19 protein-coding genes are annotated in these 26,650 nt (G+C 69.7%); 17 read left to right on the top strand and 2 right to left on the bottom strand.

From position 1 onward, the window contains the following. Positions 1 to 338 precede the first annotated feature (338 nt). From Q2K21_RS18960 to Q2K21_RS18950, 3 genes are all read left to right on the top strand, one after another. Positions 339 to 701: a bifunctional 3-phenylpropionate/cinnamic acid dioxygenase ferredoxin subunit gene (locus Q2K21_RS18960; RefSeq protein ID WP_310772446.1), complete on the top strand. Its 363-nt coding sequence runs from the start codon at positions 339 to 341 to the stop codon at positions 699 to 701. Beyond that, positions 698 to 1,861, top strand: coding sequence for an NAD(P)/FAD-dependent oxidoreductase (locus Q2K21_RS18955; protein WP_310772444.1), 1,164 nt, complete (start codon positions 698 to 700; stop codon positions 1,859 to 1,861). Before Q2K21_RS18960 ends, Q2K21_RS18955 begins: the two co-directional genes overlap by 4 nt. 129 nt (positions 1,862 to 1,990) lie before the next feature. Then, the gene (locus Q2K21_RS18950) at positions 1,991 to 3,121 is read left to right on the top strand and encodes an aromatic ring-hydroxylating oxygenase subunit alpha (protein WP_310772442.1); all 1,131 of its coding nucleotides are present in this window, start codon (positions 1,991 to 1,993) and stop codon (positions 3,119 to 3,121) included. A gap of 112 nt (positions 3,122 to 3,233) precedes the next feature. Here Q2K21_RS18950 and Q2K21_RS18945 read toward each other — a convergent pair whose 3' ends face one another. Continuing rightward, positions 3,234 to 4,031, bottom strand: a complete 798-nt coding sequence (locus Q2K21_RS18945) for an IclR family transcriptional regulator (protein ID WP_310772440.1) — start codon at positions 4,029 to 4,031, stop codon at positions 3,234 to 3,236. A gap of 151 nt (positions 4,032 to 4,182) precedes the next feature. On the opposite strand from Q2K21_RS18945, the gene betA reads away from it, so the two are divergent. Together betA and Q2K21_RS18935 are read left to right on the top strand one after the other, a co-directional pair. Next, positions 4,183 to 5,853 (top strand): choline dehydrogenase, encoded by a 1,671-nt coding sequence (betA, locus tag Q2K21_RS18940; protein ID WP_310772438.1) that lies wholly within the window; start codon positions 4,183 to 4,185, stop codon positions 5,851 to 5,853. Positions 5,854 to 5,860: 7 nt separating this feature from the next. Further along, on the top strand, positions 5,861 to 6,694 hold the full coding sequence (locus tag Q2K21_RS18935) for a methylenetetrahydrofolate reductase (protein ID WP_310772436.1): 834 nt from the start codon (positions 5,861 to 5,863) through the stop codon (positions 6,692 to 6,694). Positions 6,695 to 6,755: 61 nt separating this feature from the next. On the opposite strand, the gene purU is transcribed toward Q2K21_RS18935, so the two are convergent. Continuing rightward, positions 6,756 to 7,628: a formyltetrahydrofolate deformylase gene (purU, locus tag Q2K21_RS18930; protein WP_310772434.1), complete on the bottom strand. Its 873-nt coding sequence runs from the start codon at positions 7,626 to 7,628 to the stop codon at positions 6,756 to 6,758. A gap of 221 nt (positions 7,629 to 7,849) precedes the next feature. Between purU and Q2K21_RS18925 the strand changes: the two genes are divergently transcribed. The 12 genes from Q2K21_RS18925 to Q2K21_RS18870 all read left to right on the top strand — a co-directional run bounded on the left by Q2K21_RS18925 (position 7,850) and on the right by Q2K21_RS18870 (position 26,596). Next, on the top strand, positions 7,850 to 9,319 hold the full coding sequence (locus Q2K21_RS18925; RefSeq protein WP_310772432.1) for an aldehyde dehydrogenase family protein: 1,470 nt from the start codon (positions 7,850 to 7,852) through the stop codon (positions 9,317 to 9,319). A 20-nt stretch (positions 9,320 to 9,339) separates the two neighbouring features. After that, positions 9,340 to 10,428, top strand: a complete 1,089-nt coding sequence (locus tag Q2K21_RS18920) for a quaternary amine ABC transporter ATP-binding protein (protein WP_310772430.1) — start codon at positions 9,340 to 9,342, stop codon at positions 10,426 to 10,428. After that, complete coding sequence (locus Q2K21_RS18915) at positions 10,428 to 12,428, top strand: ABC transporter permease (protein ID WP_310781086.1); 2,001 nt, start codon at positions 10,428 to 10,430, stop codon at positions 12,426 to 12,428. The genes Q2K21_RS18920 and Q2K21_RS18915 overlap by 1 nt, the downstream gene beginning before the upstream one ends. Positions 12,429 to 12,441: 13 nt before the next feature. Next, positions 12,442 to 13,413: an ABC transporter substrate-binding protein gene (locus Q2K21_RS18910; RefSeq protein ID WP_310772428.1), complete on the top strand. Its 972-nt coding sequence runs from the start codon at positions 12,442 to 12,444 to the stop codon at positions 13,411 to 13,413. Between the two features lie 441 nt (positions 13,414 to 13,854). Continuing rightward, complete coding sequence (locus tag Q2K21_RS18905; RefSeq protein WP_310772426.1) at positions 13,855 to 16,293, top strand: GcvT family protein; 2,439 nt, start codon at positions 13,855 to 13,857, stop codon at positions 16,291 to 16,293. 36 nt (positions 16,294 to 16,329) lie between these two features. Further along, entirely contained in the window at positions 16,330 to 17,190 is an 861-nt protein-coding gene (locus Q2K21_RS18900) for a bifunctional methylenetetrahydrofolate dehydrogenase/methenyltetrahydrofolate cyclohydrolase (RefSeq protein ID WP_310772424.1), read from the top strand. Continuing rightward, entirely contained in the window at positions 17,187 to 18,470 is a 1,284-nt protein-coding gene (gene glyA, locus Q2K21_RS18895) for a serine hydroxymethyltransferase (protein ID WP_310772422.1), read from the top strand. Before Q2K21_RS18900 ends, glyA begins: the two co-directional genes overlap by 4 nt. Next, positions 18,467 to 19,699, top strand: a complete 1,233-nt coding sequence (locus tag Q2K21_RS18890) for a sarcosine oxidase subunit beta family protein (protein WP_310772420.1) — start codon at positions 18,467 to 18,469, stop codon at positions 19,697 to 19,699. Before glyA ends, Q2K21_RS18890 begins: the two co-directional genes overlap by 4 nt. Before the next feature lie 12 nt (positions 19,700 to 19,711). After that, positions 19,712 to 23,008: a sarcosine oxidase subunit alpha family protein gene (locus tag Q2K21_RS18885; RefSeq protein WP_310772418.1), complete on the top strand. Its 3,297-nt coding sequence runs from the start codon at positions 19,712 to 19,714 to the stop codon at positions 23,006 to 23,008. Further along, positions 23,001 to 23,603 (top strand): sarcosine oxidase subunit gamma, encoded by a 603-nt coding sequence (locus Q2K21_RS18880; protein WP_310772416.1) that lies wholly within the window; start codon positions 23,001 to 23,003, stop codon positions 23,601 to 23,603. The genes Q2K21_RS18885 and Q2K21_RS18880 overlap by 8 nt, the downstream gene beginning before the upstream one ends. 403 nt (positions 23,604 to 24,006) lie before the next feature. After that, positions 24,007 to 25,605 carry a cytochrome P450 gene (locus Q2K21_RS18875; RefSeq protein ID WP_310781084.1) on the top strand — a complete coding sequence of 533 codons (1,599 nt, stop codon included), beginning with the start codon at positions 24,007 to 24,009 and terminating at the stop codon, positions 25,603 to 25,605. Then, the gene (locus Q2K21_RS18870; protein WP_310772414.1) at positions 25,589 to 26,596 is read left to right on the top strand and encodes a (-)-alpha-amorphene synthase; all 1,008 of its coding nucleotides are present in this window, start codon (positions 25,589 to 25,591) and stop codon (positions 26,594 to 26,596) included. The genes Q2K21_RS18875 and Q2K21_RS18870 overlap by 17 nt, the downstream gene beginning before the upstream one ends. Positions 26,597 to 26,650 lie beyond the last annotated feature (54 nt).

Below are 26,650 nucleotides of genomic sequence, written 5' to 3'. Positions count from 1 at the left end.
CGCCGGGGTGAGGACGCGCTGCCCCCGCGGGTGACAGGCCCGCAGGACGTTCCCCGGTGCCTTCCGGACCGGGCGGCCCTGCGCGGCCTTCTTCCTTCTGCCCCGCTGCCCGCTGCGCCGGGGCCGCTCGCGCTCGCGCGTCGCCATGGCCCGTTCCCCTGCCCGAGGGCGCTGTTCCGCCAGCTCATGTTCGCTGTTCGGGGGCTTCGCGGTGCGCGAAAAGTGCCCGTCGGAACCCGCTCAACCCGGCCTTTGGACGCCTTGACAACGGTTCAGGGCGGCCCGCAGACTGGCGTTGCGCTAATCGCAATCCGTTTCGCTATACGCACCGAGGTGTCATGATGATTCCCGCGTGCCGTCTCGCGGATCTGCCGCGAGGCGAGGCCCACCGGCTCGACATCGACCCGCCGGTCTCGGTGTTCCACACCGATGACGGCGAGCTCTTCGCCATCGACGACACCTGCACCCACCAGGACGCCTCGCTCGCCGACGGCTGGCTGGAGGGCTGCGAGGTGGAATGCCCGCTGCACGCCTCCAAGTTCGACCTGAGGACCGGAGCCGTCGACACCCCGCCGGCCAAGCTCCCGGTCCGCACCCACGAGGTCGTCGTCGAGGACGGCATGATCTACGTGCGGGTGTCGACGGAGGCTCCCAACCTGCCGCCCTGTGTCACGTCCCGACTGGCCGGGGGCCCCGCGTGAGGACCGTGGCCGTGGTGGGCGCCTCGCTGGCCGGACTGTCGGCAGCGCGCTCGCTGCGGAAGCGGGGGTACGACGGTCGGCTGGTCGTCATCGGCGACGAGCCCCACCGCCCGTACGACAGGCCGCCGCTGTCCAAGGAGTTCCTGGCCGGTGCCATCGGCGAAGCGGATCTGGCACTGGAGAGGGACGACGAGGACCTCCAGGCGGAGTGGCTGTTCGGCAGCCGGGCCACCGGGCTCGACCGCACCGAACGCGCGATCCGGCTCGCCGACGGCCGGGAGATACGCGCCGACGGCGTGGTCATCGCGACCGGCGCGGGCGCGCGCACGCTGCCCGGCAGCGAAGGTCTCGCCGGAGTTCACGTGCTGCGCACCCTGGACGACGCCCGCGCCCTGCGGGACGAACTGGCCCTGGGCGGAAGGCTGGTGGTGATCGGCGGTGGATTCATCGGCGCCGAGGTGGCCTCCACGGCGTACGCACTCGGACTGGACGTGACGGTCATCGAGGCGGCGCCGACGCCGCTGGCCGGACCGCTCGGCGAGACCATGGGCGCCGTCGTCTCCGCCCTCCACGCCGACCACGGTGTACGACTGCTGTGCGGTGTCGGGGTCAAGGGGCTGAGCGGCGAGCGACGCGTCGACGCCGTACTGCTGGCGGACGGCCGCAGCATTCCCGCCGACACCGTCCTCGTCGGCGTGGGAGCGCGCCCGTGTGTCGAGTGGCTGGAGGGATCCGGCGTCACGCTCGACAACGGCGTGAAGTGCGGAGCCGACGGTCGCACCAGCCTGGCCGGTGTGGTCGCCGTCGGCGACTGCGCCAACTGGTACGACCCGCAAGGCGGAACGCACCGCCGTGTCGAGCACTGGACCGGTGCGATGGAGCGGCCCGACGCCGCCGTGGCCACGCTGCTGTCGTGGGGGGCGACGGAACCGGGCGTGCCCCGGCCGCCGTACTTCTGGTCCGACCAGTACGGCGTGAAGATCCAGTTCGTCGGGCACGCCGCCGGTGCCGACAGTGTGACGGTCGAGGAGGGCGCCACCGACGACCGCAGTTTCCTGGCCGTCTACCGCCGTGCCGATCGGCCGGTCGCCGTGCTCGGGATGAACCAGCCGCGGCTGTTCACCCGCTGGCGCAAGCAGCTCACCGCCGCCGCGTCTTGACACCACCGATGCGGCAACCCATGCTGCGTTGCACATGACACGCAGCGTTGCTTTCTGCACAACGCCGTACGAAGTCGCTCTTCCCGGCGCGTGACCGACCCTTCCACGACGTTTCCCGAGGAGTGCACTGTGACCTCGACAAGCCTGCCGGACAGCCTGATCGCCACCCTCCCCGGCTCCTCCTACACGGACCCCGGCATCTTCGCCCAGGAACAGGAGCGCATCTTCGAGACGATGTGGTTCTGCGTCGCGCGCGCGTCCGACCTGCCGAAGCCGGGCGCCTTCCGCACCGTCGACGTGGGGCGCGAGAGCATCCTCGTGACCCGTGCCCGGGACAACTCCATACGCGCCTACTTCAACGTCTGCCGGCATCGCGGAGCAAAGCTCTGCACCGAGGAGACCGGTGAGGTCAAGCGCGCCTTCCAGTGCCCGTACCACGCCTGGACCTACGACCTCAACGGCAAGCTCGTCGCGGCACCCAACCTCACCAAGATGCCCGACGTCGGCCGCACCGAGTACGGCCTGGTGAGCGTGGCCGTCCGCGAATGGCTCGGCTATGTCTGGGTGTGCCTCGCGGAGAACCCGCCCTCCTTCGAGGAGGACGTGATGGGCGCGGTCGTCGAACGCCTCGGCGACGTGGAGTCGATCGAGCACTACGACGTCGATAACCTCTCGGTGGGCAAGCGGATCGTCTACGACGTCAAGGCGAACTGGAAGCTCATCGTCGAGAACTTCATGGAGTGCTACCACTGCGCCACGATCCACCCCGAACTCACCGAGGTGCTCCCGGAGTTCGCGGACGGATACGCCGCGCAGTACTACGTGGGCCACGGCGCCGAGTTCGGTGAGGAGATCCAGGGCTTCACCGTCGACGGCTCCGAGGGCCTGGACCGTATCCCGGGGGTGTCCGAGGAGCAGGACCGCCGCTACTACGCGATCACCATCAAGCCGCAGGTCTTCATCAACCTCGTGCCCGACCATGTGATCTTCCACCGTATGTACCCGGTGGCCGTCGACCGCACGGTCGTCGAGTGCGACTGGCTCTACCTGCCCGGCGTGGTGGAGAGCGGCAAGGACGTCAGCCGTTCCGTGGAGCTCTTCGACCGGGTCAACCGCCAGGACTTCGACGCCTGCGAGCGCACCCAGCCCGGAATGAGCTCCCGGCTGTACGCCAAGGGCGGTGTGCTGGTGCCCAGCGAACACCACATCGGCGCCTTCCACGAATGGGTGCACGAGCGGCTCGGCACCCGGCAGCCGTAGTGCGGGGGCATGCACCCGGGGCCCGCGCTCGCCGCCGTGCGGCCGCGCGGGCGCACCCCTGCGCTCCGGCGCCCCTGGGCCCGGCGCGCGCCCGTGCATACGTACGGGCTGCTCAGCCCAGGTAGCCCATCCGGTGGCTGATCTCCTCCGCGCCCTTGAGCAGCACCGGAGCGAGCTCGTGCATGCGCTCCTCGGTGAACCGGTACGAGGGACCGGAGGCGCTGATCGCCGCGATGACCACGCCGTCCCGGTCGCGGACCGGTGCCGCCATGGCGTGCAGCCCGATCTCCAGCTCCTCCAGCGTCCAGGCGTAGCCCCGCTCCCGGGCGTCGGCGAGGTTCTTCTCGAGCCTCGCCTTCGAGGTCAGCGTGTGGGGGGTCAGCTTCTTCAGGCCGGCCTCCGTGAGCAGCGCGGCGCGCTCCTTGGCGGGCAGGTGGGCCAGCAGGATCTTGCCGCTGGAGGTGGCGTGCAAGGGGGTCAGCTGGCCGACCCAGTTGTGCGCGGTGACGGCACCAGGACCGCGCACCTGGTAGAGGTTGATCGCATAGTGCTCCTGCATCACGGCGATGTTGACGGTCTCGCCGATCTCCTCGGCCAGACGCTCGCAGACCGGACGGCCCTGCTGGGTGATGTCGATTCGTCCCGTGACCGCGCCCGCGAGGCGTACGATGCCGAAGCCGAGCCGGTACTTGCCGCGCTCGCCCGACTGCTCCACCAGACCGCGCGCCTCCAGGGCGCCGAGCAGACGGAACGCGGTGGACTTGTGAACATCGATCTCGGCGGCGACTTCGCTGACGCCCGCCTCGCCGCGCTGGGCCAGGATCTCCAGGACGCTGATGGCCCGGTCGACGGACTGCACGCCGCCGGCCTGCGGGCCGTTCGTTTCGGTATCCGGACTGTAGTTGCTCATAGCGAAACTATACGCGCAGTAAACAACGCCGACGCAAGTAACGCGGAGGAAACCGAGAGCTTGCAAGTTGCGTGCAACGCAACCTAGTGCGTATAGCGATACCCGTACTAGCATGCCTCGCGTATCGACAGCGCGAGCGAGACGAGGCACCATGGCTCCCTTGCAGTACGACTTCGTCATCGTCGGCGGTGGATCAGCCGGCAGCGCCCTTGCGAACCGGCTCTCGGCCGATCCCGGTAACCGGGTGCTGGTGCTGGAGGCGGGCAGGTCCGACTACCCGTGGGACGTCTTCATCCACATGCCCGCGGCGTTGACCTACCCGATCGGCAGCCGCTTCTACGACTGGAAGTACGAGTCCGAGCCCGAGCCCCACATGGGCGGTCGGCGCATCTACCACGCCCGCGGCAAGGTACTGGGCGGCTCCAGCAGCATCAACGGCATGATCTTCCAGCGCGGCAACCCCATGGACTACGAACGCTGGGCCGCCGACCCCGGGATGGAGACCTGGGACTACGCGCACTGCCTGCCGTACTTCCGGCGGATGGAGAACTGTCTCGCGGCCGACCCCGACGACGAGTTCCGCGGCCACGACGGCCCGCTCGTCCTGGAGCGGGGCCCCGCCACCAACCCTCTCTTCGACGCCTTCCTCAAGGCCACCGAGGAGGCGGGCTACGCACCCACGGACGACGTCAACGGCTATCGACAGGAAGGCTTTGCGAAGTTCGACCGAAATGTCCATCGCGGACGTCGTCTTTCGGCCTCCAAGGCGTACCTCAAGCCCGTCAGGAAGCGGCCCAACCTCACCATCAAGACCCGGGCCTTCGTCAACCGGGTCCTCTTCGAGGGCGAGCGCGCCGTCGGCGTCGAGTACCAGCTCGGACGCGGCACTCCGCAGCAGGTCAGGGCCCGCGAGGTCATCCTGTGCGGCGGCGCCGTCAACTCCCCGCAGCTGCTCCAGCTCTCCGGCGTCGGCAACGCCGCCGAACTGTCCGCCCTCGGTATCGACGTCGTCCACGACCTGCCGGGCGTCGGCGAGAACATGCAGGACCACCTGGAGGTCTACGTCCAGTACGCCTGTAGGCAACCGGTCTCCATGCAGCCGTACATGGCGAAGTGGCGCGCCCCCTTCATCGGGCTCCAGTGGCTGTTCAGAAAGGGTCCGGCGGCCACCAACCACTTCGAGGCCGGCGGCTTCGCCCGCAGCAACGAGGACGTGGACTACCCGAACCTGATGTTCCACTTCCTGCCGGTCGCGGTCCGCTACGACGGCTCCTCGCCGGCCGGCGGCCACGGGTACCAGGTGCACGTGGGGCCCATGTACTCCGACGCCATCGGCTCCGTGAAGATCAAGAGCAAGGACCCTCGGGAGCACCCGGCGCTACGCTTCAACTACCTCTCCACCGAGCAGGACCGCCGGGAGTGGGTGGAGGCGATCCGGGTGGCCCGCCAGATCCTCGAGCAGCCGGCGCTCGCCCCGTACAACGACGGCGAGATCTCGCCCGGACCCTCCGTCGAGACCGACGAGGAGATCCTCGCCTGGGTCGCCAAGGAGGGCGAAACGGCCCTGCACCCCTCGTGCACCTGCAAGATGGGCACCGACGACATGTCCGTCGTCGACCCGAAGAGCATGAAGGTGCACGGGCTCGAAGGGCTGCGTGTGGTCGACGCCTCGGTGATGCCGTACGTCACCAACGGCAACATCTACGCACCGGTGATGATGATCGCGGAGAAGGCGGCGGACCTGATCCTCGGCAAGGAGCCGCTGGCTCCCTCCAAGGCCGCTTACTACCGCCACCGCGACGCCCAGAAGCAGGTCGGGTAGGCCTGCCTTGGGCGCCGAGGCCCTGCGGGCGCTGCTCGGCCGCGTCCGCTACGAGGTGCTGCCGGCGAAGTCGACCGAGGACAAGGTCCTCGCCCATGTCCCGCGCGACGTCGTGGTCACGGTCACGGCGTCGCCGGTCAAGGGCCTGGAGCCGACGCTCGGCCTCACCGAGCGGCTCGCCGCGCACGGCTGTCGCGTCGTCCCGCATGTGCCCGCACGGCTGCTGCGGGACGACGCGCACCTGAAGGACGTCGTCGACCGGCTGCGTGCGGCGGGCGTCGACGACGTCTTCGTCCCGGCGGGCGACGCCGATCCGCCGGCCGGGCCGTACGACGGGGCGCTGCCGGTGCTGCGCAGACTGAGCGAGCTGGGCAGGCCCTTCACCCGCATGGGGATCACCGGCTATCCGGAGAGCCATCCGCTCATCGACGACGACATCACCATCCAGGCCATGTGGGACAAGCGGACGCACGCCACGTACATCGTCAGCAACCTCTGCTTCGATCCGCGCGTGCTCGGCGGCTGGATCACCCGGATACGTCGCCGCGATGTCACCCTGCCCGTGTACGTGGGCGTGGCGGGGCCCGTGCAACGGGCGAAGCTGCTGTCCATGGCGACGAAGATCGGGGTGGGGGAGTCCACGCGCTTCCTGACCAAGCACGCCTCCTGGTTCCTGCGGTTCGCGACACCCGGGGGGTACGCACCCGAGAGGCTGCTCACCCGCGGCGCGGAGGCGCTCACCGCGCCGTCGGCGGGCGTGGCGGGCCTCCACCTCTTCACCTTCAATCAGATCGCGGAGACGGAGAGGTGGCGCCGCACGCTGCTGGACCGGCTCGGTTGAACGCCGTATACGAACGTCGGGCGGGGCTGGAATCCAGCCCCGCCCGACACTCGCGTGTCCCTCAGCGGAAGACCACCGTACGGTTGCCGTCCACCATGACGCGGCTCTCGGTGTGCCACTTGACCGCGTGGGCCAGCACCTGCGCCTCCACGTCGCGGCCGACCGTGACGAGGTCGTCGGGGTCGAGGGAGTGGTCCACCCGGACCACGTCCTGCTCGATGATCTGGCCCTCGTCCAGGTCCGACGTCACGTAGTGCGCCGTCGCGCCGACCAGCTTCACCCCGCGCTCGTACGCCTGCTGGTAGGGGCGCGCGCCCTTGAAGCTGGGCAGGAAGGAGTGGTGGATGTTGATGGCGCGGCCCTCCAGCTCCTTGCACAGGTCGTCGGAGAGGATCTGCATGTAGCGGGCCAGGACGATCAAGTCGATGTTCAGCTCCTGTACCAGCCCCAGCAGGCGCGCCTCCGCCTCGGACTTGGTCTCCCTGGTCACCGGGATGTGGTGGAAGGGGATGCCGTAGGTCTCCGCCAGTTCCTCGAAGTCCCGGTGGTTGGAGACGATGGCCGGGATCTCGATGTTGAGGGCGCCGGTGCGGCAACGGAAGAGCAGGTCGTTCAGGCAGTGGCCGAACTTGGACACCATGATGAGCGTCCGGGTCGGCGTCGAGGCGTCCCGCAGGGTCCAGGAGATTCCGTAGGCCTCGGCGACGGGACCGAACCGGTAACGCAGATTTTCCAGATCGACGTTTGGATCGGAAACGTCGAAGTGGACCCTCATGAAGAAGCGGCCCTGAAGTCGATCGTCGAACTGCTGGCTTTCGAGGATGTTGCCGGAGTTTCTGACGAGAAAGCCGCTCACGGCATGAACCAGTCCGGCCGTGTCCGGACAGGAGAGGGTGAGGACGTACTCACGGCCGGGATGCGGTCTAGGGGACATACAAGGCCTCCCTTGGTGCGTATTGCACAACATGGTGAGCGATACGCAACATGGTTGGACCCTTCGCGCCCCGCGGTCAAGAGCGGCAGCAGATCTGCCCGCGTAGCTGAATCGGGATCCGCCAACCCCTTGACGTATGTCAGCTCATTCGGCCAGGGTGTTCCACCACCAGCAATTCAATGCACGATGCGCAACGCATTCCCGGTCGAAGGGCTCGGCGCGTGGCAGATCTGTATGTGGACGGACAATGGCGCGAGCCGGTGGCCGGCGGCCACCGGGAGATCCGCTGTCCGGCGGACGGCACCCTCGTGGCGACGGTGTCCGAGGGCACGCGCCCCGACACCGAGGCGGCGATCTCCGCGGCCCGCCGCGCCTTCGACGAGGGCCCCTGGCCCCGTACCCCCGAGCGCGAGCGCGGCGCACTGCTGCTGCGCACGGCGGACATCATCGAACGCGACGCCAAGGAGTTCGCGCGCGCCGAGTCGCTGGACACCGGCAAGCGGCTGGTCGAGAGCGAGTATGACATCGCCGACGTCGTCTCCTGCTTGCGCTACTACGGCGGCATCGCCGGCACCAGCGCCGGCCGGGTGGTCGACACCGGCCGCGACGACGCCCTCAGCCGGGTCACCTACGAGCCCGTCGGCGTCTGCGGACTGATCACCCCCTGGAACTATCCGCTGCTCCAGGCCTCCTGGAAGGTCGCCCCGGCCCTCCTCGCGGGCAACACCGTCGTGCTCAAGCCCAGCGAGCTCACGCCCTCCACCTCGATCCTGCTGATGCGGGCCCTGGACGAGGCGGGACTCCCGGCCGGAGCCGCCAATCTCGTCCTGGGCACCGGACCCGAAGTGGGCGCGCCGCTGTCCGAGGACCCGGCAGTCGACATGGTGTCGTTCACCGGAGGCCTCCACACCGGTCGGCGCATCATGGCGACCGCCGCGACGACGGTGAAGAAGGTCGCCCTGGAACTCGGCGGCAAGAACCCGAACGTCGTCTTCGCCGACGCCGACTTCGAGACCGCCGTCGACTTCGCGCTGACCGCCGTCTTCCTGCACTCCGGGCAGGTCTGCTCGGCCGGCGCCCGGCTGATCGTCGAGGACTCGCTCCACGACGCCTTCGTCGACGAACTCGTACGCCGTGCCCGGCTCATCCGCCTCGGCGGACCCTTCGACCCCGAGGCCGAGACCGGGGCCCTGATCTCCGCACAGCACCGGGAGAAGGTCGAGGCCTACGTCGCCGCCGGTCTCGCCGAGGGTGCCGTACTGCGCTGCGGTGGTGAACGCCCCGACGACTCCGCACTGGCGAACGGCTTCTACTACCCGCCCACCGTCCTCGACGAGTGTCGGCAGGACATGCGCGTGGTGCACGAGGAGTCCTTCGGCCCGGTGCTCACCGTCGAGCGCTTCCACGACGAGGACGACGCCGTCCGTATCGCCAACGACACGGAGTACGGACTCGCCGGCGCCGTCTGGACGCAGGACGCGGGCAAGGCCCAAAGGGTCGCCCGGCGGCTGCGCCACGGCACGGTGTGGATCAACGACTACCACCCCTATGTGCCGCAAGCGGAATGGGGTGGCTTCGGGCACTCGGGCGTGGGCCGGGAGCTGGGACCGACCGGTCTCGACGAATACCGAGAGCCCAAGCACGTCTGGCAGAACATCCAACCCCGGCCGCAGCGCTGGTTCCGCGGCTGAACGCCGAAAAGAGGTCGATCGTGACCCCCACACAGACCGAGGTGTCGCAGCGGCGCGGCACGTCCCAGGTTTCGGACCGGACCCCGGTCATCTCCGTGCGCCGGCTGTGGAAGGTGTTCGGGCCGAAGGCCGACCAGGTGCCGGACTCCGAAGAGCTGTGCGGGCTGACCCGCCGCGAGCTCATGGACCGCACCGGATGCACCGCCGCCGTACGCGACGTGAACTTCGAGGTGTCGCCCGGCGAGGTCTTCGTCGTCATGGGCCTGTCCGGCTCCGGCAAGTCCACCCTGGTGCGATGTCTCACCCGGCTGATCGAACCCACCGCCGGTGAGCTCGTCTTCGAGGGCGAGGACATCCGCTGCGCCGACGCCAAGCGGCTGCGCGACCTGCGGCGCAAGAAGTTCTCCATGGTCTTCCAGCACTTCGGGCTGCTGCCCCACCGCAGGGTCGTCGACAACGTGGCGTTCGGCCTGGAGATCCGCGGTATGAGCAAGGCCGAGCGCACCAAGCGGGCGATGGAGGTCGTCGAACTGGTGGGCCTCGCCGGATACGAGAAGTCCTACCCCGACCAGCTCTCCGGCGGTATGCAGCAGCGCGTCGGCCTCGCCCGTGCCCTTGCCGGCGACCCGGACGTCCTCTTCTTCGACGAGCCGTTCTCCGCGCTCGACCCACTGATCCGCCGCGACATGCAGAACGAGGTCATCCGGCTGCACCACGAGGTCGGCAAGACCATGGTGTTCATCACCCACGACCTCTCCGAGGCGCTCAAGCTGGGCGACCGCATCCTCATCATGCGTGACGGCAAGATGGTCCAGTGCGGCACCGGCGACGAACTCGTCGGAGCCCCCGCCGACGACTACGTACGGGACTTCGTCAGGGACGTGCCGCGTGGCGATGTGCTGACCCTGCGCTGGATCATGCGCCCGCCGGCCGACGGCGACGCCCTCGACGGCCCCGAACTCGGCCCGGACGTCGTCGTGCGCGAGGCCACCCGGGCGGTACTGGCCGCCGAGAAGCCGGTGAAGGTCGTCGAGAACGGCAAGCTGCTCGGCATCGTCGGTGACGAGGAGATCCTCTCGGTGGTGGCGGGGCAGGAAGGCGGGGCGTGATGACCATCGCCGTGGAGAAACCCGAGAAGACGGAGACGGCGGCACCGACGGCGCCCGCGGCCGGTGCGCGTAAGGTCAGCCGCCCCATGCTGGTGGCGGCGATCCTGGTCGTCTGGCTGGTGCTCTTCGCCGTGCTGCGCGGCCGGCAGACGCTGGCCCTCGCGGCGGCCGACCTCACCGGCCTGCACCGCTGGCTGAACGACGTCAACGACACGATCGGCGCCAACCGCAACTCCAACCCGCTCTTCCTCTACTTCTTCAACGAGATCCGCCTGGTCATCGACAACCTGGTGACCTTCATCCAGTCCCTGATCTCCCAGCCCACAGGCGGCCGTCCGGTCCCGCAGATCGGCTGGCTCGGCGTCGTCGGCCTCACCGGATACGTCTCATGGGCCGTGGGCAACTGGCGGGTCGCCCTGCTGGCCGTGGCCGGCTTCACCTTCTTCGGGCTCCAGGGCCTGTGGCAGGAGAGCATGGACACGCTGGCGCTGACCCTGTCGGCGGTCTTCGTGGCGCTGCTCATCGGCATCCCGCTCGGCGTGTGGGCCGGCCTTTCCGACCGGTTCAACCGGATCATGACGCCCTTCCTGGACTTCATGCAGACGATGCCGACCTTGGTCTACCTCGCCCCGCTGACCCTGATCTTCCTCATCGGAGGGTCCTCCGCGGTGATCACCACAGTGATCTACGCGGCACCGCCCGCGATCCGCATCACCGCGCACGCCATCCGCTCCGTCCCGCAGACCACCGTCGAGGCGGCGGACTCACTGGGCTCGACCCGGCCGCAACAACTGCTGAAGGTGCTGCTGCCGATGTCCAAGCGCACCGTGGTCATGGGCATCAACCAGACCATCATGGCCGCCCTCGCCATGGTGACCATCGCCGCCCTGATCGACGCGCCCGGCCTCGGCAAGACCGTCGTCCAGGCCCTGCAGTCGCTCGACGTCGGCACGTCCTTCAACGCGGGCCTCGCCATCGTCGTCATGGCCATCGTGCTGGACCGGGTCACCACGGCGGCGGCCGGACGTGACGAGGCGGCCCGGCGCTCCGGCGACCGCTTCCTCAGGTGGCGCAGGCCGCTGCTGGCGGCGGGCGGAGTCGTGGCCGCCGTCCTGGTCTACCTCTCGCACACCTACGTCTGGGCGGCCGAGTTCCCCGGCGAAGGCAGTACCGGCAGCCACATCGCGAGCGCCGCGGACACCGCTACGACCTGGATGCAGGACCATCTGTCGGGCCTGACCAACGCCTTCCGGGACGCCATCACCAACGGTCTGCTCAACCCGTTCCAGACGGTGCTCACCGACTCCCCGTGGTGGCTGGTCGGTGTGGCCCTGGTCGGGCTCGGCGTGGTGCTCGGCGGCTGGCGTACCGGGGTGACGGCGGCCGTGTGCGTGGGTCTGCTGGTCGGCACGGGAGTGTGGTCGGACAGCATGACGACGCTGGCCTCGACCGTCGTGGCGACGGTGCTGGTGATGCTGCTCGGCGTCACCTTCGGCGTGTGGATGGGACGCAACACACTGGTGGACCGGATCGTGCGCCCCACTCTGGACGCGGCACAGGTCATGCCGCCGTTCGTCTATCTCGTGCCGTTCCTCGCGCTCTTCGGCGCCACGCGCTTCACCGCGATCGTCGCGGCCGTCGTCTACGCCGCGCCCGTCTCGATCAAGATCATCGCGGACGGAGTGCGGAAGGTCCCGGAGACCACCGTCGAGGCGGCCACCTCGGCCGGGTGCAACACCTGGCAGATCATCACCAAGGTCCAACTGCCGATGGCACGCAGCGCCCTGACTCTCGCGACCAACCAGGGCCTGATCTATGTGCTGTCGATGGTTGTCGTCGGCGGCCTGGTAGGTGCCGGCGCCCTCGGCTACGACGTAGTGGCCGGATTCTCGCAGGGAGAGCTGTACGGCAAGGGGCTGGCGGCGGGACTCGCCATCGTACTGCTCGGAGTCATGTTCGACCGGATCACTCAGGCTGCGGCGCGACGCACCGGCGCATAAGGAGCAGGACACCATGGCAAGACACTGGCGAGCCGGCGCGGCCGGCCTGGCGGTCCTCGGCCTCACCCTCACGGCCTGCGGAGGGGCGAAGGTCGGTGACACCTCGTCCGCGGGCGGCGGCTCGAAGAGCTCGGGCGGCAAGTGCGGCACGTTCAACCTGGCCGTCAACCCGTGGGTGGGCTATGAGGCGGACGCGGCGGTCGTCGCCTACGTCGCACAGCACGACCTCGGCTGTACGGTCAACAAGAAGGACCTGAAGGAGGAGATCGCCTGGCAGGGGTTCGGCACCGGTGAGGTCGACGCCGTCCTGGAGAACTGGGGCCACGACGATCTGAAGAAGAAGTACATCACGACGCAGAAGACCGCCGTCGAGGCGGGGCAGACCGGCAACAAGGGCATCATCGGCTGGTACGTGCCGCCGTGGCTGGCCAAGGCGCACCCGGACATCACCGACTGGAACAACCTCAACAAGTACGCGTCCAACTTCAAGACCTCCGAGTCGGGCGGCAAGGGTCAGCTGCTCGACGGCGACCCGTCGTACGTCACCAACGACGCGGCGCTGGTGAAGAACCTGAAGCTGGACTACAAGGTGGTGTACGCGGGCAGCGAGACCGCGCTCATCCAGGCCTTCCGGAACGCCGAGAAGAAGAAGCAGTGGGTGATCGGCTACTTCTACGAGCCGCAGTGGTTCCTGTCCGAGGTGCCGCTGGTGAAGGTGTCCCTGCCGAAGTACACGACGGGGTGTGACGCAGTCGCCGCGAAGATCGCCTGCGACTATCCGGTGTACAACCTGGACAAGATCGTCAGCGCGAAGTTCGCCGAGTCCGGCAGCCCCGCCTACAACCTCGTGAAGAACTTCAACTGGACGAACGACGACCAGAACACCGTGGCCAAGTACATCGCGGTGGACAAGATGTCGGACGACGCGGCGGCGAAGAAGTGGGTCGAGGCGAACCGGGAGAAGGTGGACGCCTGGATCAAGTAGTGCCGGTGGGTGGGGCAGGACGGGTTCCTTCGCCCCCGCCGCCCCTACCCGTCCCGTCTTCCAGGGGCTCCGCCCCTTCGACCCCGCCGGGGGCTCCGCCCCTTTTCGGGGGCCAGCCCCCAGGGACGATGGGGGTCCCCCCTGCTCGAGCGAAGCCGAGAGCTTGGGGGAGGGTAGGGGCGGCGGGGGCGAAACCCGCTCGGGCCGCGACCCTGAACGCCCCTTCGAGGCCCGGCAGGCTGCCACCGCAGCCTGCCGGGCCTCATCGCGTCCGACGCCGCTCCCACGCCGCGCCGGCGTCTCGTCCCGGCTGTTCACCGACGTCACGGACCTCTTGACACCCACCTCCACGACAGGCACATTGAGTTGCGCAACCTGAATCATGTTGCGCAGACAGCAACTGGACCGGCTGGACCCGGTCTTCAATTCGGAGGTGCGGCGATGGCGGGACCCCGAGTGGTCATCATCGGAGCGGGCGTCGTGGGAGCGGCGCTCGCGGACGAGATCTCCGCGCGAGGCTGGACCGAAGTGACCGTGGTCGACCAGGGCCCGCTCCCCGCCACCGGGGGCTCCAGCTCGCACGCCCCGGGCCTGGTCTTCCAGACGAACCCCTCCAAGACCATGACGGAGCTGGCCCGTTACACCGTCGAGAAGTTCTGCTCCCTCGACGTCGACGGCAAGCCCTGCTTCCTACAGGTCGGCGGCCTCGAAGTGGCCACCACCCCCGAGCGCCTCACCGAACTCCACCGCCGCCACGGCTGGATCACCGCCTGGGGCATCGAGGCGCGCCTCCTGAGCCCCGAGGAATGCGTCGCGCAGCACCCGCTCGTCAACCGCGACAAGATCCTCGGCGGCCTCCTCGTACCCACCGACGGTCTCGCCAAGGCCGTCCTCGCCGTCGAGGCGCAGATCCGACGGGCCACCGAGCGCGGCGTACGCTTCCTCGCCCGCCACGAAGTCCTCGACGTGCGGCAGAGCGAGGGCCGGGTCACCGGCGTCCTCACCGACCAGGGCGAGCTCCCGGCCGACATCGTGGTGTGCTGCGCCGGCATCTGGGGCCCGAAGGTCGCCCGCATGGTCGGGATGAACCTCCCGCTCACCCCCCTCGCCCACCAACTCGCCTGGACCGGCCCGATCCCGGCCCTGGCGGGGCAGACCGAGGAGGCGGTGCGCCCGATCCTGCGCCACCAGGACGCCGACCTCTACTACCGCGACCGCTTCGACGGCCTCGGCATCGGCTACTACGGCCACCGCCCGATGCCGATCTCCGCCGACGACATCCTCGCCGTGGACGAGGCCGACCAGATGCCGTCGGTGCTGAAGTTCACCGAGGAGGACTTCGAGGACGCCTGGACCGAGACCCAGTCCCTGCTGCCCGCGACGAAGGAGGCCAAGGTCGAGGAGGGCATCAACGGCCTGTTCTCCTTCACCCCCGACGGCTACCCGCTCCTCGGTGAGTCACCGGACGTCAAGGGCTTCTGGGTCGCCGAGGCAGTCTGGGTAACCCACTCCGCCGGCGTGGGCAGGGCCGTCGCCGAATGGCTGGTCGACGGCTACTGCTCCTCCTTCGACCTGCACGAGTGCGACGTCAACCGCTTCGAGCCGCACCAGCTCTCCCCGGAGTACGTCCTGGCCCGCGACTGCCAGAACTTCGTCGAGGTCTACGACATCCTCCACCCCCTCCAGCCGTCCGGGAAGCCCCGCCCCATCCGCACCAGCCCCTTCTACGCCCGCCAGCAGGAACACGGCGCCTTCTTCCTGGAGGCCAACGGCTGGGAGCGCCCGCAGTGGTACGAGGCCAACGCCTCCCTCGTCGAGGGCCGCTCCATCCCGACCCCCAACGACTGGGCCGCGCGGTACTGGTCGCCCATCGTCGGCGCCGAGGCCCAGGCCACCCGCGAGACGGTGGCCCTGTACGACATGACGGCCCTCAAGCGCCTGGAAGTGAGCGGTCCCGGTGCCGCCGCCTTCCTGGAGCGGCTGTCCACCAGCAAGGTCGACAAGTCGGTCGGCTCGGTGACGTACACCCTGCTCCTGGACCACGACGGCGGCATCCGCAGCGACATCACCGTCGCCCGGCTGGCCCGCGACCTCTTCCAGGTCGGCGCCAACGGCAATGTGGACCTCGACTGGTTCACCCGCCATCTTCCGCAGGACGGATCGGTCGCCGTACGCGACATCACGCCCGGCACCTGCTGCATCGGCCTGTGGGGCCCGCTCGCCCGCAAGGTGCTCCAGCCCCTCACCGACTCGGACTTCTCAGGCGACGGCCTGAAGTACTTCCGCGCCAAGCGCGCCCACATCGGCTCCGTCCCCGTCACCGCGATGCGGCTGTCGTACGTCGGTGAACTCGGCTGGGAGCTGTACACCACCGCCGACCTCGGCCAGAAGCTGTGGGACACACTGTGGCAGGCGGCCCGGCCGCTGGGCGGCGTCATCGCGGGCCGCGGTGCCTTCAACAGCCTGCGCCTGGAGAAGGGTTACCGCTCCTTCGGCACCGACATGACCTACGAGCACGACCCCTACGAGGCCGGCCTCGGCTTCGCCGTCAAGCTCGACAAGGACGACTTCATCGGCAAGGCGGCACTGGAGCGCCGCAAGGCCGACGTACGGCGCAAGCTGACCTGCCTCACCATCGACGACCCGCGGGCCGTGGTCATGGGCAAGGAACCGGTCTACGACGGCGACCGGGCCGTCGGCTACGTCACCAGCGCCGCCTATGGCTACACCATCGGCAAGGGCATCGCCTACGCATGGCTCCCGGCCGAACTCGCAACCCCAGGCACCACCGTGCACATCGGCTACTTCGACCAGCGCATCGAGGCCGTCGTCGCCGAGGAACCTCTGTTCGACCCGACCATGTCCCGCCTCCGTGGCTGACACCCGCAGTGGGCTTCGAGGGAAGGAGCACAGCCGGTGACCGCACAGACGCTCGACGGCAAGGCCACCGCCGCCGAGATCCGCCGTGAACTCGCCGAACGCGTCGCCAAGCTGACCGCCACCACCGAACGGCCGCCGGGCCTCGGCACCGTCCTGGTCGGCGACGATCCCGGCAGCCACGCCTACGTCGCCGGCAAGCATCGGGACTGCGCGCAGGTCGGTATCGCCTCCCTCCGCCGCGAACTGCCCGCGGACGCCACGCAGCGGCAGGTCGAGGACGTCATCGACGAACTCAACGCCGACCCGGTCTGCACGGGTTACATCGTCCAACTCCCGCTGCCACGCCACCTGGACGCGAACGCCGTCCTGGAACGCATGGACCCCGCCAAGGACGCCGACGGCCTGCACCCCGTGAACCTCGGCCGTCTCGCCCTGGGTATCGAGGCCCCGCTGCCCTGCACCCCGCGCGGCATCGTGGAACTCCTGCGCCGGTACGACGTGCCGCTCGCCGGGGCCCGGGTGTGCGTGATCGGGAGGGGCATCACGGTGGGGCGTCCCCTCGGACTCCTCCTCACCCGCCGCTCCGAGAACGCCACCGTCACCCTCTGCCACACCGGTACGAAGGGCCTGGCCTGGCACGTACGCGAGGCGGACATCGTCATCGCGGCGGCCGGCTCGCCCGGACTGATCACCAAGGACATGCTGCGCCCCGGCGCGGCGGTCCTGGACGTCGGCATCACCCGCACCGACCAAGGGCTGGCCGGCGATGTGCACCCGGACGCCGCCCAGGTCGCCGGCCGGCTCGCGCCAATGCCCGGGGGTGTGGGCCCCATGACCCGAGCGATGCTGCTCGCCAACGTCGTCGAGGCCGCCGAGAGGAACGCGAACACCGTATGAACGCGCTGAACACCCCGCTGGCGGAGCTGGACCCCGAGGTCCACGCCACCCTCCGCGCCGAGCTGCACCGCCAGCAGTCCACCCTCGAGATGATCGCCTCCGAGAACTTCGCGCCCTCCGCCGTCATGGAGGCGCAGGGCTCGGTCCTCACCAACAAGTACGCCGAGGGCTACCCCGGCCGCCGCTACTACGGCGGCTGCGAACACGTCGACGTCACCGAGCGCCTGGCCATCGAACGCGTCAAGTCCCTCTTCGGCGCGGGCTTCGCCAACGTCCAGCCGCACTCCGGCGCGCAGGCCAACACCGCCGTCTTCTTCGCACTCCTCCAGCCCGGGGACACCATCCTCGGCCTCGACCTCGCGCACGGCGGCCACCTCACCCACGGCATGCGCATCAACTACAGCGGCAAGATGCTCAACGTCGTGCCGTACCACGTGGCCGAGGCGGACCACCTCGTGGACATGGACGAGGTGGAACGCCTCGCCAAGGAACACCGCCCCAAGATGATCATCACGGGCTGGTCGGCGTACCCCCGGCAGCTGGACTTCGCCGCCTTCCGCAGCATCGCCGACGAGGTCGGCGCGTACCTCATGGTCGACATGGCGCACTTCGCGGGCCTGGTCGCCGCCGGACTGCACCCCAGCCCCGTCCCACACGCGCACGTGGTCACGACCACAACACACAAGACGCTCGGCGGTCCGCGCGGCGGAGTCATCCTCACCAACGACGCCGACCTCGCCAAGAAGATCAACTCGGCGGTGTTCCCCGGGATGCAGGGCGGCCCCCTGGAGCACGTGATCGCCGCGAAGGCGGTCTCCTTCAAGGTGGCGGCATCCCCGGAGTTCGCCGAGCGCCAAGCCCGCACACTCGCCGGCGCCCGCATCCTCGCCGAGCGGCTCACTCGCCCGGACACGGCCGCCGCCGGGGTGAAGGTCCTCACCGGCGGCACGGACGTCCACCTGGTCCTGGTCGACCTGCGCGCCTGCGCACTCGACGGCCGGCAGGCCGAAGACCTGCTCCACGAGATCGGCATCACCGTCAACCGCAACGCCGTGCCCTTCGACCCGCGCCCGCCCATGGTCACCTCGGGCCTGCGCATCGGCACCCCGGCGCTGGCCACGCGGGGCTTCACCGAGGAGGACTTCGCCGAGGTGGCCGACGTGATCGCGCTGGCCCTCCAGCCCGAGCCCGACGTGCCGGCCCTACGTGCTCGTACAGAGGCGCTGGCGGCCAAGCACCCGCTCTACCCGCACCTTTCGGAAGACGGAGACGTCCGATGAGCCCCAGCACCCCCGGCGCCGACCTCCCCGACCACCCCGACTGGCTCTGGCGCACGCCCGAGCCGAAGCGGTCGTACGACGTGGTGATCGTCGGCGGTGGCGGACACGGCCTCGCCACCGCCCACTACCTGGCCAAGAACCACGGCGTCACCAATGTCGCCGTACTGGAGAAGGGCTGGCTCGCGGGCGGCAACATGGCCCGCAACACCACGATCATCCGCTCCAACTACCTGTGGGACGAGAGCGCCGGCATCTACGAGCACGCGCTGGGGCTCTGGGAGAACCTGGAGGAGGAGCTCGACTACCCGATCCTCTTCTCCCAGCGGGGCGTGCTGAACCTCGCCCACAGCCTGCAAGACGTACGCGACAGTGTGCGCCGCGTAGAAGCGAACCGCCTGAACGGCGTGGACGCCGAATGGCTCGACGCCGAGCAGGTCGAAGAGGTCTGCCCGATCGTGAATATCTCACCCGACGTGCGCTACCCGGTCCTGGGCGGCACCTACCAGCCACGCGCGGGCATCGCCAAACACGACTACGTGGCCTGGGGCTTCGCCCGCTCCGCCGATGCGGCCGGAATCGACATCATCCAGAACTGCGAGGTCACCGGCCTCGACGTGGTCGGCGGCCGGGTCGTGGGCGTGCGGACGACACTCGGCCCCATCGCGGCGGGCAAGGTGGCACTCTGCTCGGCGGGCCACACCTCGGTGCTGGCGGCGATGGCGGGCATCGAACTCCCGCTGCAGAGCCACCCGTTGCAGGCTCTGGTCTCCGAACTCCTGGAGCCGGTGCACCCGACGGTGGTCATGTCCAACGCCGTCCACGTCTACGTCAGCCAGGCGCACAAGGGCGAGTTGGTGATGGGCGCGGGCATCGACGCGTACAACTCCTACACCCAGCGCGGCGCCTTCCACATCATCGAAGAGCAGATGTCCGCCGCCCTGGAACTCTTCCCGGTCTTCGCCCGCGCCCATGTGCTGCGCACCTGGGGCGGCATCGTGGACGTCAGCCCCGACGCCTCGCCCATCGTCGGTCTCACCCCGGTCGACAACCTCTACCTCAACTGCGGCTGGGGAACGGGCGGCTTCAAGGCCACTCCGGGCGTCGGCTGGGTCTACGCCCACACCATCGCCCACGACACCCCCCACCCCCTCAACGCCCCCTTCTCGCTCGACCGTTTCACCACCGGCGCGCTCGTCGACGAGCACGGCGCGGCCGCGGTGGCCCACTAGGGAGCCGAACCCATGCTGCTCATCCCCTGCCCGTGGTGCGGGCCCCGTGACGAGGCCGAGTTCCACTACGGTGGCCAGGCGCACGTGCCGTATCCCGAGGACCCGTCGGCCCTCTCCGACGAGGACTGGGCGCGCTACCTGTTCTTCCGCGACAACCCCAAGGGTCCGTTCGCCGAGCGGTGGAGCCATGCGGCGGGCTGCCGCCGTTGGTTCAACGCGGTGCGGGACACGGCGACGAACGAGATCCTGGCGGTGTACCGGGCGGGGGAGCCGCGTCCGGCCACGACGGGGCCGCGTCTGGTTACTGCACCGTCGCGTCCGGTCACTTCTCAGCCGCACCCGGTGCCTTTGCAGCCGGGGTTGGCACAACCAGCCCGTCCGGCGTTTGAGGACGAGGCCGTTCAGGCCGATACGGGGGTGTGGGGGCAGAGCTCCCAGCGGGGTCCGGGGGCGGAGCCCCTGGTTACGGGAAGGGGCGGGGTGGGGGAGAACAACCAGCCGTTCCGCCTCCCTACCGGCGGCCGGATCCACCGCGACGAGCCCCTCACCTTCACCTTCGACGGCACCGAATACCAGGGCTACCGCGGTGACACCCTCGCCTCCGCCCTCCTCGCCAACGGCGTCATCGCGGCAGCGACCAGCATCAAACTCGGCCGCCCCCGCGGCATCTTCTCCGCAGGCGTCGAGGAACCGAACGCGGTGGTCCAGATCGAGGCCCCCTTCCCCGAGCCCATGCTCCCCGCCACGACCGTCGAACTCCACGACGGCCTGGTCGCGAGCAGCCTCCCCGGCCAGGGCCGCCTCGCCACCACCCCGGACCCCGCTCGCTACGACGCCGTCCACGCCCACTGCGACCTGCTCGTCGTCGGCGCCGGCCCGGCCGGCCTGGCGGCGGCAGCGGCGGCGGCGAAGAGCGGTGCCCGCGTCATCCTCGCCGACGACCAGCCGGAGGTCGGCGGCAGTCTGCTCGGCACGGGCGAGCACCTCGACTGGGTGGAGGCGACTCGCGCACAGCTCGAAGCCGCCCCCGAGGTCCGCGTCCTGAGCCGCACCACCGTCTTCGGCCACTACGACGACAACCACCTCCTCGCGGTCGAGCGCCGCACCAACCACCTCGGCGCCCAGGCCCCGGACCGGGTCTCGCGCGAGCGCGTGTGGCGCATCCGCGCCCGGCGTGTGGTCCTCGCGACCGGCGCCCACGAGCGATCGCTGGCGTTCGGCGACAACGACCGCCCCGGCGTGATGCTGGCCGCCTCGGCCCGGACGTACCTCCATCGGTATGCCGTGCTGCCCGGCCGGCACGCGGTCGTGTTCACCACCAACGACAGCGCCTACGCCGCCGCACTCGACCTGGCCGCGGGGGGCATGGACGTCGCGGCGATCGTCGACACCCGGCCGGAGCCGGGGGAGTGGGCCGCGCGTGCCCGGTCCGCCGGGATCGAGGTGCTCGCCGGACAAGCGGTCATCGGTACGGAGGGCGGCGCCCGCCTCACCGGCGTGACGGTCGCCCCGTACGGTACGACCGCCGGACCGCGGGAGTTCGCCGTCGACCTGCTCCTCGTCTCCGGCGGCTGGAACCCGGTCGCCCATCTGTTCAGTCAGGCGGGCGGCAAGCTCCGTCACGACGACGTACTCGGTACGTTCGTCCCCGACAGCTGCCGTCAGGCGGTAGAGGTCGCGGGCAGCGCGAACGGTGCCTTCGACCTCGCCACGACCCTCGCGCAGGGCGCCGCGGCCGGCGCCCGCGCGGTCGAGGCGGAGGGTTGCACCGCCGAGGCGCCCGCCCTCCCGGCCGTCGCGGCCCGGCCGCACACCCCGCCCATGCAGGTGTTCACCATCCCCACCGCCGCCGCAGCCCCCCGCTTCGTCGACCTCCAGCGCGACGTCACCGTCGACGACCTGTCGCGGGCGACCGGGGCGGGTCTGCGCTCGGTGGAGCACACCAAGCGCTACACCACGGCGGGCACCGCCAACGACCAGGGCAGGACGGGCGGCGTCCTGGCCAGCGGCGTTGTCGCCGAACTCCTCGGTGTGGACATCTCGGCGCTCGGCCTGCCCACGTTCCGTCCGCCGTACACTCCAGTCTCCTTCGCCACGCTCGCCGGCCGCGACCGCGGCGCGCTGCACGACCCGATCCGCACGACCGCCCTTCATGCATGGCATGTCGCGCACGGCGCCCTGTTCGAGAACGTCGGCCAGTGGAAGCGGCCCTGGTACTACCCGCAGGAGGGGGAGGACATGGAGGCCGCGGTGCTGCGCGAGTGCCGCGCCGCCCGCGAGAGCGTGGCCTTCATGGACGCCTCCACCCTTGGCAAGATCGACGTGCAGGGCCCGGACGCGGCCGTCTTCCTGGACCGGCTCTACACCAACATGATGAGCACCCTGAAGGTCGGCATGATCCGCTACGGCGTGATGTGCCGCCTGGACGGCATGGTCTTCGACGACGGCACCGTCATCCGCGTCGACAGGGACCGCTTCCTGGTCACCACCACCACGGGCAACGCGGCCGCCGTACTGGACTGGATGGAGGAGTGGCTGCAGACGGAGTGGCCCGAACTGCGCGTCCACTGCACCTCGGTCACCGAGCAGTGGGCGACTGTGGCCCTGGTCGGTCCCCGCTCCCGCGAGGTCCTCGGCTCACTCGCGCCCCAACTGGCCGTGAGCAATGAGGACTTCCCCTTCATGGCCTGGCGGGAGACGGCCGTCGCCGGCATCGACGCGCGCGTGTGCCGGATCAGCTTCTCCGGCGAACTCGCCTACGAGATCAACGTATCGCCGTGGGACGCGCCCGCCCTGTGGGAGGCCCTGCACGAGGCCGGCGCCCCGTACGGCATCACCCCGTACGGCACCGAGACCATGCACGTCCTGCGTGCCGAGAAGGGCTACCCCATCATCGGTCAGGACACCGACGGCACGGTCACCCCGCAGGACCTCGGCATGAGCTGGGCGGTGTCGAAGAAGAAGCCGGACTTCATCGGCAAGCGGTCCTACGCCCGCGCCGACACCGTCCGCCCCGACCGCAAGCACCTTGTCGGCCTGCTTCCCGAGGACCCGGACGCCTTCCTCCCCGAGGGCACCCACCTGGTCGCCGACAGCGTGCTGCCGGCCCCGCCGGTCCCGATGCTCGGCCACGTCACCTCCAGCTACCGCAGCGCGGCGCTCGGCCGTACCTTCGCGCTCGCCCTGATCAAGGGTGGCCGGGACCGCATCGGCGAACGCCTCTACGCACCGGTGGGTGACCGGCTGGTCCCGGTGACCGTCGCAAGCCCCGTCCTCTACGACCCCGAGGGAGCTCGCCGCGATGGCTGACACCGCCTTGACCGCACAGTCCCGCAGCCCGCTGGCGCACGCCGCCGACCGCCTGGCGGCCGCGACACGCTCCTCCGGGGGCGTGGTGCGGCTGGCCGAACTCCCCTTCCTGGCCCAGGTGAACATCCGCCTCGACGCCAAGGGAGCGGCAGCGGACGCCGTCGGACTCGCCCTGGGTCTCCCACTGCCCCTGGAACCCGAGACCGTCGTACGCGCCGGGGAGTTGACCGCGCTGTGGCTCGGTCCCGACGAATGGCTCGTGGTGGGCCCGCCCGGCACCCAGCGGGATCTGGAGAGGCGGATCCGTTCGGCGGCCGGGGACGAACCGGTCTCCGTCACCGACGTCTCCGCCCAGCGCACCACCGTCCTCGTCGCCGGACCCCGCGCCCGCGACCTGCTGTCCCACGGCTGCTCGCTGGACCTGCACCCGCGCGCCTTCGGCCCCGGCCGCTGCGCCCAGACGAACCTGGCCCGCACCCAGGTCGTCCTGGTCGCCCGCGACCAGCCCAGGGCCGGTTTCTGGGTGCTGGTCCGCTCGTCCTTCGCCGGCTACCTGACGGACTGGCTGCTGGACGCGGCGGCGGAATACATCTGAACCGGAGCTCCACCGCACTGCGTCTGAACCGGAGCTCCACCGCAGTACCTGGCCGCCATCACGGGCACCCGGCCACGCTCACCGCACGGATGACCGAGGTGCGGCGCGGCCGGGTGTCCGTGCGCTCGGCGTTGCGGCACCGGTCCCGCGTCCGCAAGCGCCCGCTCTTCTGATCGGCAGGCCGGGGCTACGCGGCGACGGTTGAGTGGCAGAAGCAAATCGCGAGTCGGTGCAGTGGGAATCGGTGGCGGTTCGTCCGATGCTTCTTTGTGCTTCTGTGCGCCCCCCTGAAAAAAGGAATCGGCGAGCCGAGGGCGGGCTGGAATGGGCAGGACATGATGCGGGTGTCACGTCGGCGGAACATTCGCCGATTTCCCGGTGCCGGCTGAGGAAGGTGCAATCGATGAGCGGTGTCGAACCGCAACCAGAGCGAGCATGGACGGTGGGTAATGCACCAGGCATATTCCCATTCGTCGGCCACGGTATCACTCTGTTCCGCCGTCCGCTGGCCTTTCTGAATTCCTTACCCGCACACGGGGATCTGGTCGAGATACGACTGGGCCTCCAGCGTGCCTGGCTGGCGTGCCACCCGGAGCTGGTCCACCGGATACTCATGGACACGCGCACCTTCGACAAGGGCGGTCCGCAGTACGACAGGCTCCGGCCGCTGATGGGCGGCGGTCTTGTGACCTGCGGTCACGAGGAGCATCGACGCCAGCGCAGGCTCATCCAGCCCACCTTCCGCCCGTCCCGCATCACCGACTACACGCGGGTGATGGCGGAGGAGGCCGAGGCCGTGTTCCGTGACTGGCGGCCCGGGGAGAAGGTCGACGTGAGCGCGGCGATGCTGGCTCTGACCACCCGGGTGACCAGCCGTGTCCTCCTCTCCGACGCACTCGACGCCGCGACCGTCGCCGAGGTACGCGACTGCCTCGCGGCCCTCGTCCGGGGCCTGTTCATCCGTACGGTCATGCCCCTCGCCCCGCTGTTCCGCATTCCCACGCCCGCCAACCGCCGCTATCGGCGCGCCTTCGTCCGCTTCCACGCGATCATCGACGCGGCCGTCGACGAGCGTCGACGGGGCTCGCCCCGCGACGATCTGCTGGGGACCCTGCTGGCCGCCGAGGCAGACCACGCCGGGGGAGACCACAGGGGAGCGGCGGTCACCGGACAGGAGATCCACGACCAACTGATCACGCTCCTGCTCACCGGAGTCGAGAGCACGGCGATGTGTCTGGGCTCCGTCTTCAGTCTTCTGCCCCGTCATCCGGAGGTGGAGAGCCGGCTGCACTCCGAGGTCGACGTGCTTCTCGCCGGCGGGCGGCGGCCCGGCCCGCAGGAGCTGTCGCGCCTGGTCTACACCCGCTGCCTCATCACCGAGACTCTGCGCGTGTATCCGCCCGGCTGGCTCTTCACCCGCATCACGACCAGGGAGACGGACCTCGCCGGGCTCCGGCTCCCCAGGGGAGCCACCGTCCTGTACAGCCCCTACCTCCTGCACCACGATCCGGCGTCGTTCCCCGATCCCGACCGGTTCCTTCCCGAACGCTGGCTGCCGGGGCGGGCCACGGCCGTACCGAGCGGCGCGATGCTGCCCTTCGCGGCAGGTGGCCGCAAATGCATCGGCGACACGTTCGCCCTGGCCGAGGCCACGCTGGCCGTCGCGACGATCGCCAGTCGCTGGCGTCTGCGCCCGCTGCCAGGGCACGTCGAGCAACCGCGCCCCGCGGCGACGCTCGGGCCGAGGTCGCTGGAGATGATCTGTGAGCAGCGTCGTTCGCCCGCGTCGGCCGGGGAAGCGGCGGCGCAGGCTCCTTGTATCCCGGGCAAAGACCCGTCCTGCCCCGCGCAATCGTCTCCCGCCCCCCGCGCGGAAGTCACTTGTGGTTTACGCGAAAGTCCCTCGCGATCCGAGCAGAATTCCCTCACAACCGGAATCAGGGCGACACCCCGGAAACGGGACTGCCGAAGGGAAGGTGACAAAGGTGCCGACGACGCATGAAGGCAGCGTGCCCGCATCGCGCGGTGGAATTTCGGCCGGAAGCCTGAAGGAGCTGATCGAGGCCGAGCTCTACATGCCCTTTCCGTTCCTCAGTAATCCGCATGAACCCGAGGCCATGGCCGGTGTCGAGAATTGGTTACGCAAATACGGGCTCACCGATGACCCCGACGTGGGGGCGATGATCGGCTACACCCGCCCCGCCCAGCTCGCCTCTTACAACAGCCCCACGATGAACGCCGACATGCTCCAGATCGTGGCCAATCAGATCGCCTACCAGTTCGTCTTCGACGACCGCGCGGAAGAGATCGGCCGACGGTGGCCGAGCCGGCTGCTGCCGATGCTCTGCGAGAGCGTCGGCATCCTGCGCGACGGCCGGCCGCCCATGACTCCTCTCGGCGCCGCCCTGGCCGATCTTCACCGGCAGGTCAGGGAGCACTGCACCCCCGCACAGGCCGCGCGATGGGCATGGCACAGCCGCGAGTACGTGCACGGCCTGTTGTACGAGGCGGTGGCCCAGACCGACCCTCTCCGCGTACGGATCGGGCTGTGCGGTTCGATTCGGTCGCTCACCGCGGGCGTCGAGCCCTTCTACCCGCTGTGCGAGGCAGCACAGCCCGGTGAACTGGCCCTCGACGAGCTCTCCCACCCCGCCGTGCGGCACCTGCGGCGACTGTCGGCCGATGCGGCGGTGTGGATTCCGGACCTCTTCTCCGCGGTGAAGGAGCAACGGGCGGGCGGAGTGATCAATCTGGCCCTTGCCTACCGTCATGAGTACGGCTGCTCCCTGCCGGAGGCCGTCGTACTGGCGACAAGGCGGATCAACGACACCATCCATGAGTTCGAGCGGCTCCACCGGGAGATCAAGCCGGAACTGAGCCCCGTCGGCATGGGCTACGTGGAAGGCATGGCCGACTGGATCCGTGGTTGCTACTACTGGTCGCGCGAGGTGCCACGCTACGCGGACACGGCCGCCCTACCGGTCGGCCCGTAAACGCCCGTACCGGTCGGCGCGTGAGGCCCGTACGCCCGTACTGGTCGGTCGATG

The organism is Streptomyces sp. CGMCC 4.7035, from assembly GCF_031583065.1.
Taxonomy (GTDB): domain Bacteria; phylum Actinomycetota; class Actinomycetes; order Streptomycetales; family Streptomycetaceae; genus Streptomyces; species Streptomyces yaanensis.
This window is presented reverse-complemented; position numbering and strand designations above follow the sequence as displayed.

Excerpts from the sequence above, each read along its gene's own strand:
- Q2K21_RS18960 (WP_310772446.1), top strand. The coding sequence starts at position 339 with ATGATGATTCCCGCGTGCCGTCTCGCGGATCTGCCGCGAGGCGAGGCC.
- Q2K21_RS18945 (WP_310772440.1), bottom strand. The coding sequence starts at position 4,031 with ATGAGCAACTACAGTCCGGATACCGAAACGAACGGCCCGCAGGCCGGC.
- betA (WP_310772438.1), top strand. The coding sequence starts at position 4,183 with ATGGCTCCCTTGCAGTACGACTTCGTCATCGTCGGCGGTGGATCAGCC.
- purU (WP_310772434.1), bottom strand. The coding sequence starts at position 7,628 with ATGTCCCCTAGACCGCATCCCGGCCGTGAGTACGTCCTCACCCTCTCC.
- Q2K21_RS18915 (WP_310781086.1), top strand. The coding sequence starts at position 10,428 with ATGACCATCGCCGTGGAGAAACCCGAGAAGACGGAGACGGCGGCACCG.
- Q2K21_RS18910 (WP_310772428.1), top strand. The coding sequence starts at position 12,442 with ATGGCAAGACACTGGCGAGCCGGCGCGGCCGGCCTGGCGGTCCTCGGC.
- Q2K21_RS18905 (WP_310772426.1), top strand. The coding sequence starts at position 13,855 with ATGGCGGGACCCCGAGTGGTCATCATCGGAGCGGGCGTCGTGGGAGCG.
- glyA (WP_310772422.1), top strand. The coding sequence starts at position 17,187 with ATGAACGCGCTGAACACCCCGCTGGCGGAGCTGGACCCCGAGGTCCAC.
- Q2K21_RS18890 (WP_310772420.1), top strand. The coding sequence starts at position 18,467 with ATGAGCCCCAGCACCCCCGGCGCCGACCTCCCCGACCACCCCGACTGG.
- Q2K21_RS18885 (WP_310772418.1), top strand. The coding sequence starts at position 19,712 with ATGCTGCTCATCCCCTGCCCGTGGTGCGGGCCCCGTGACGAGGCCGAG.
- Q2K21_RS18880 (WP_310772416.1), top strand. The coding sequence starts at position 23,001 with ATGGCTGACACCGCCTTGACCGCACAGTCCCGCAGCCCGCTGGCGCAC.
- Q2K21_RS18875 (WP_310781084.1), top strand. The coding sequence starts at position 24,007 with ATGAGCGGTGTCGAACCGCAACCAGAGCGAGCATGGACGGTGGGTAAT.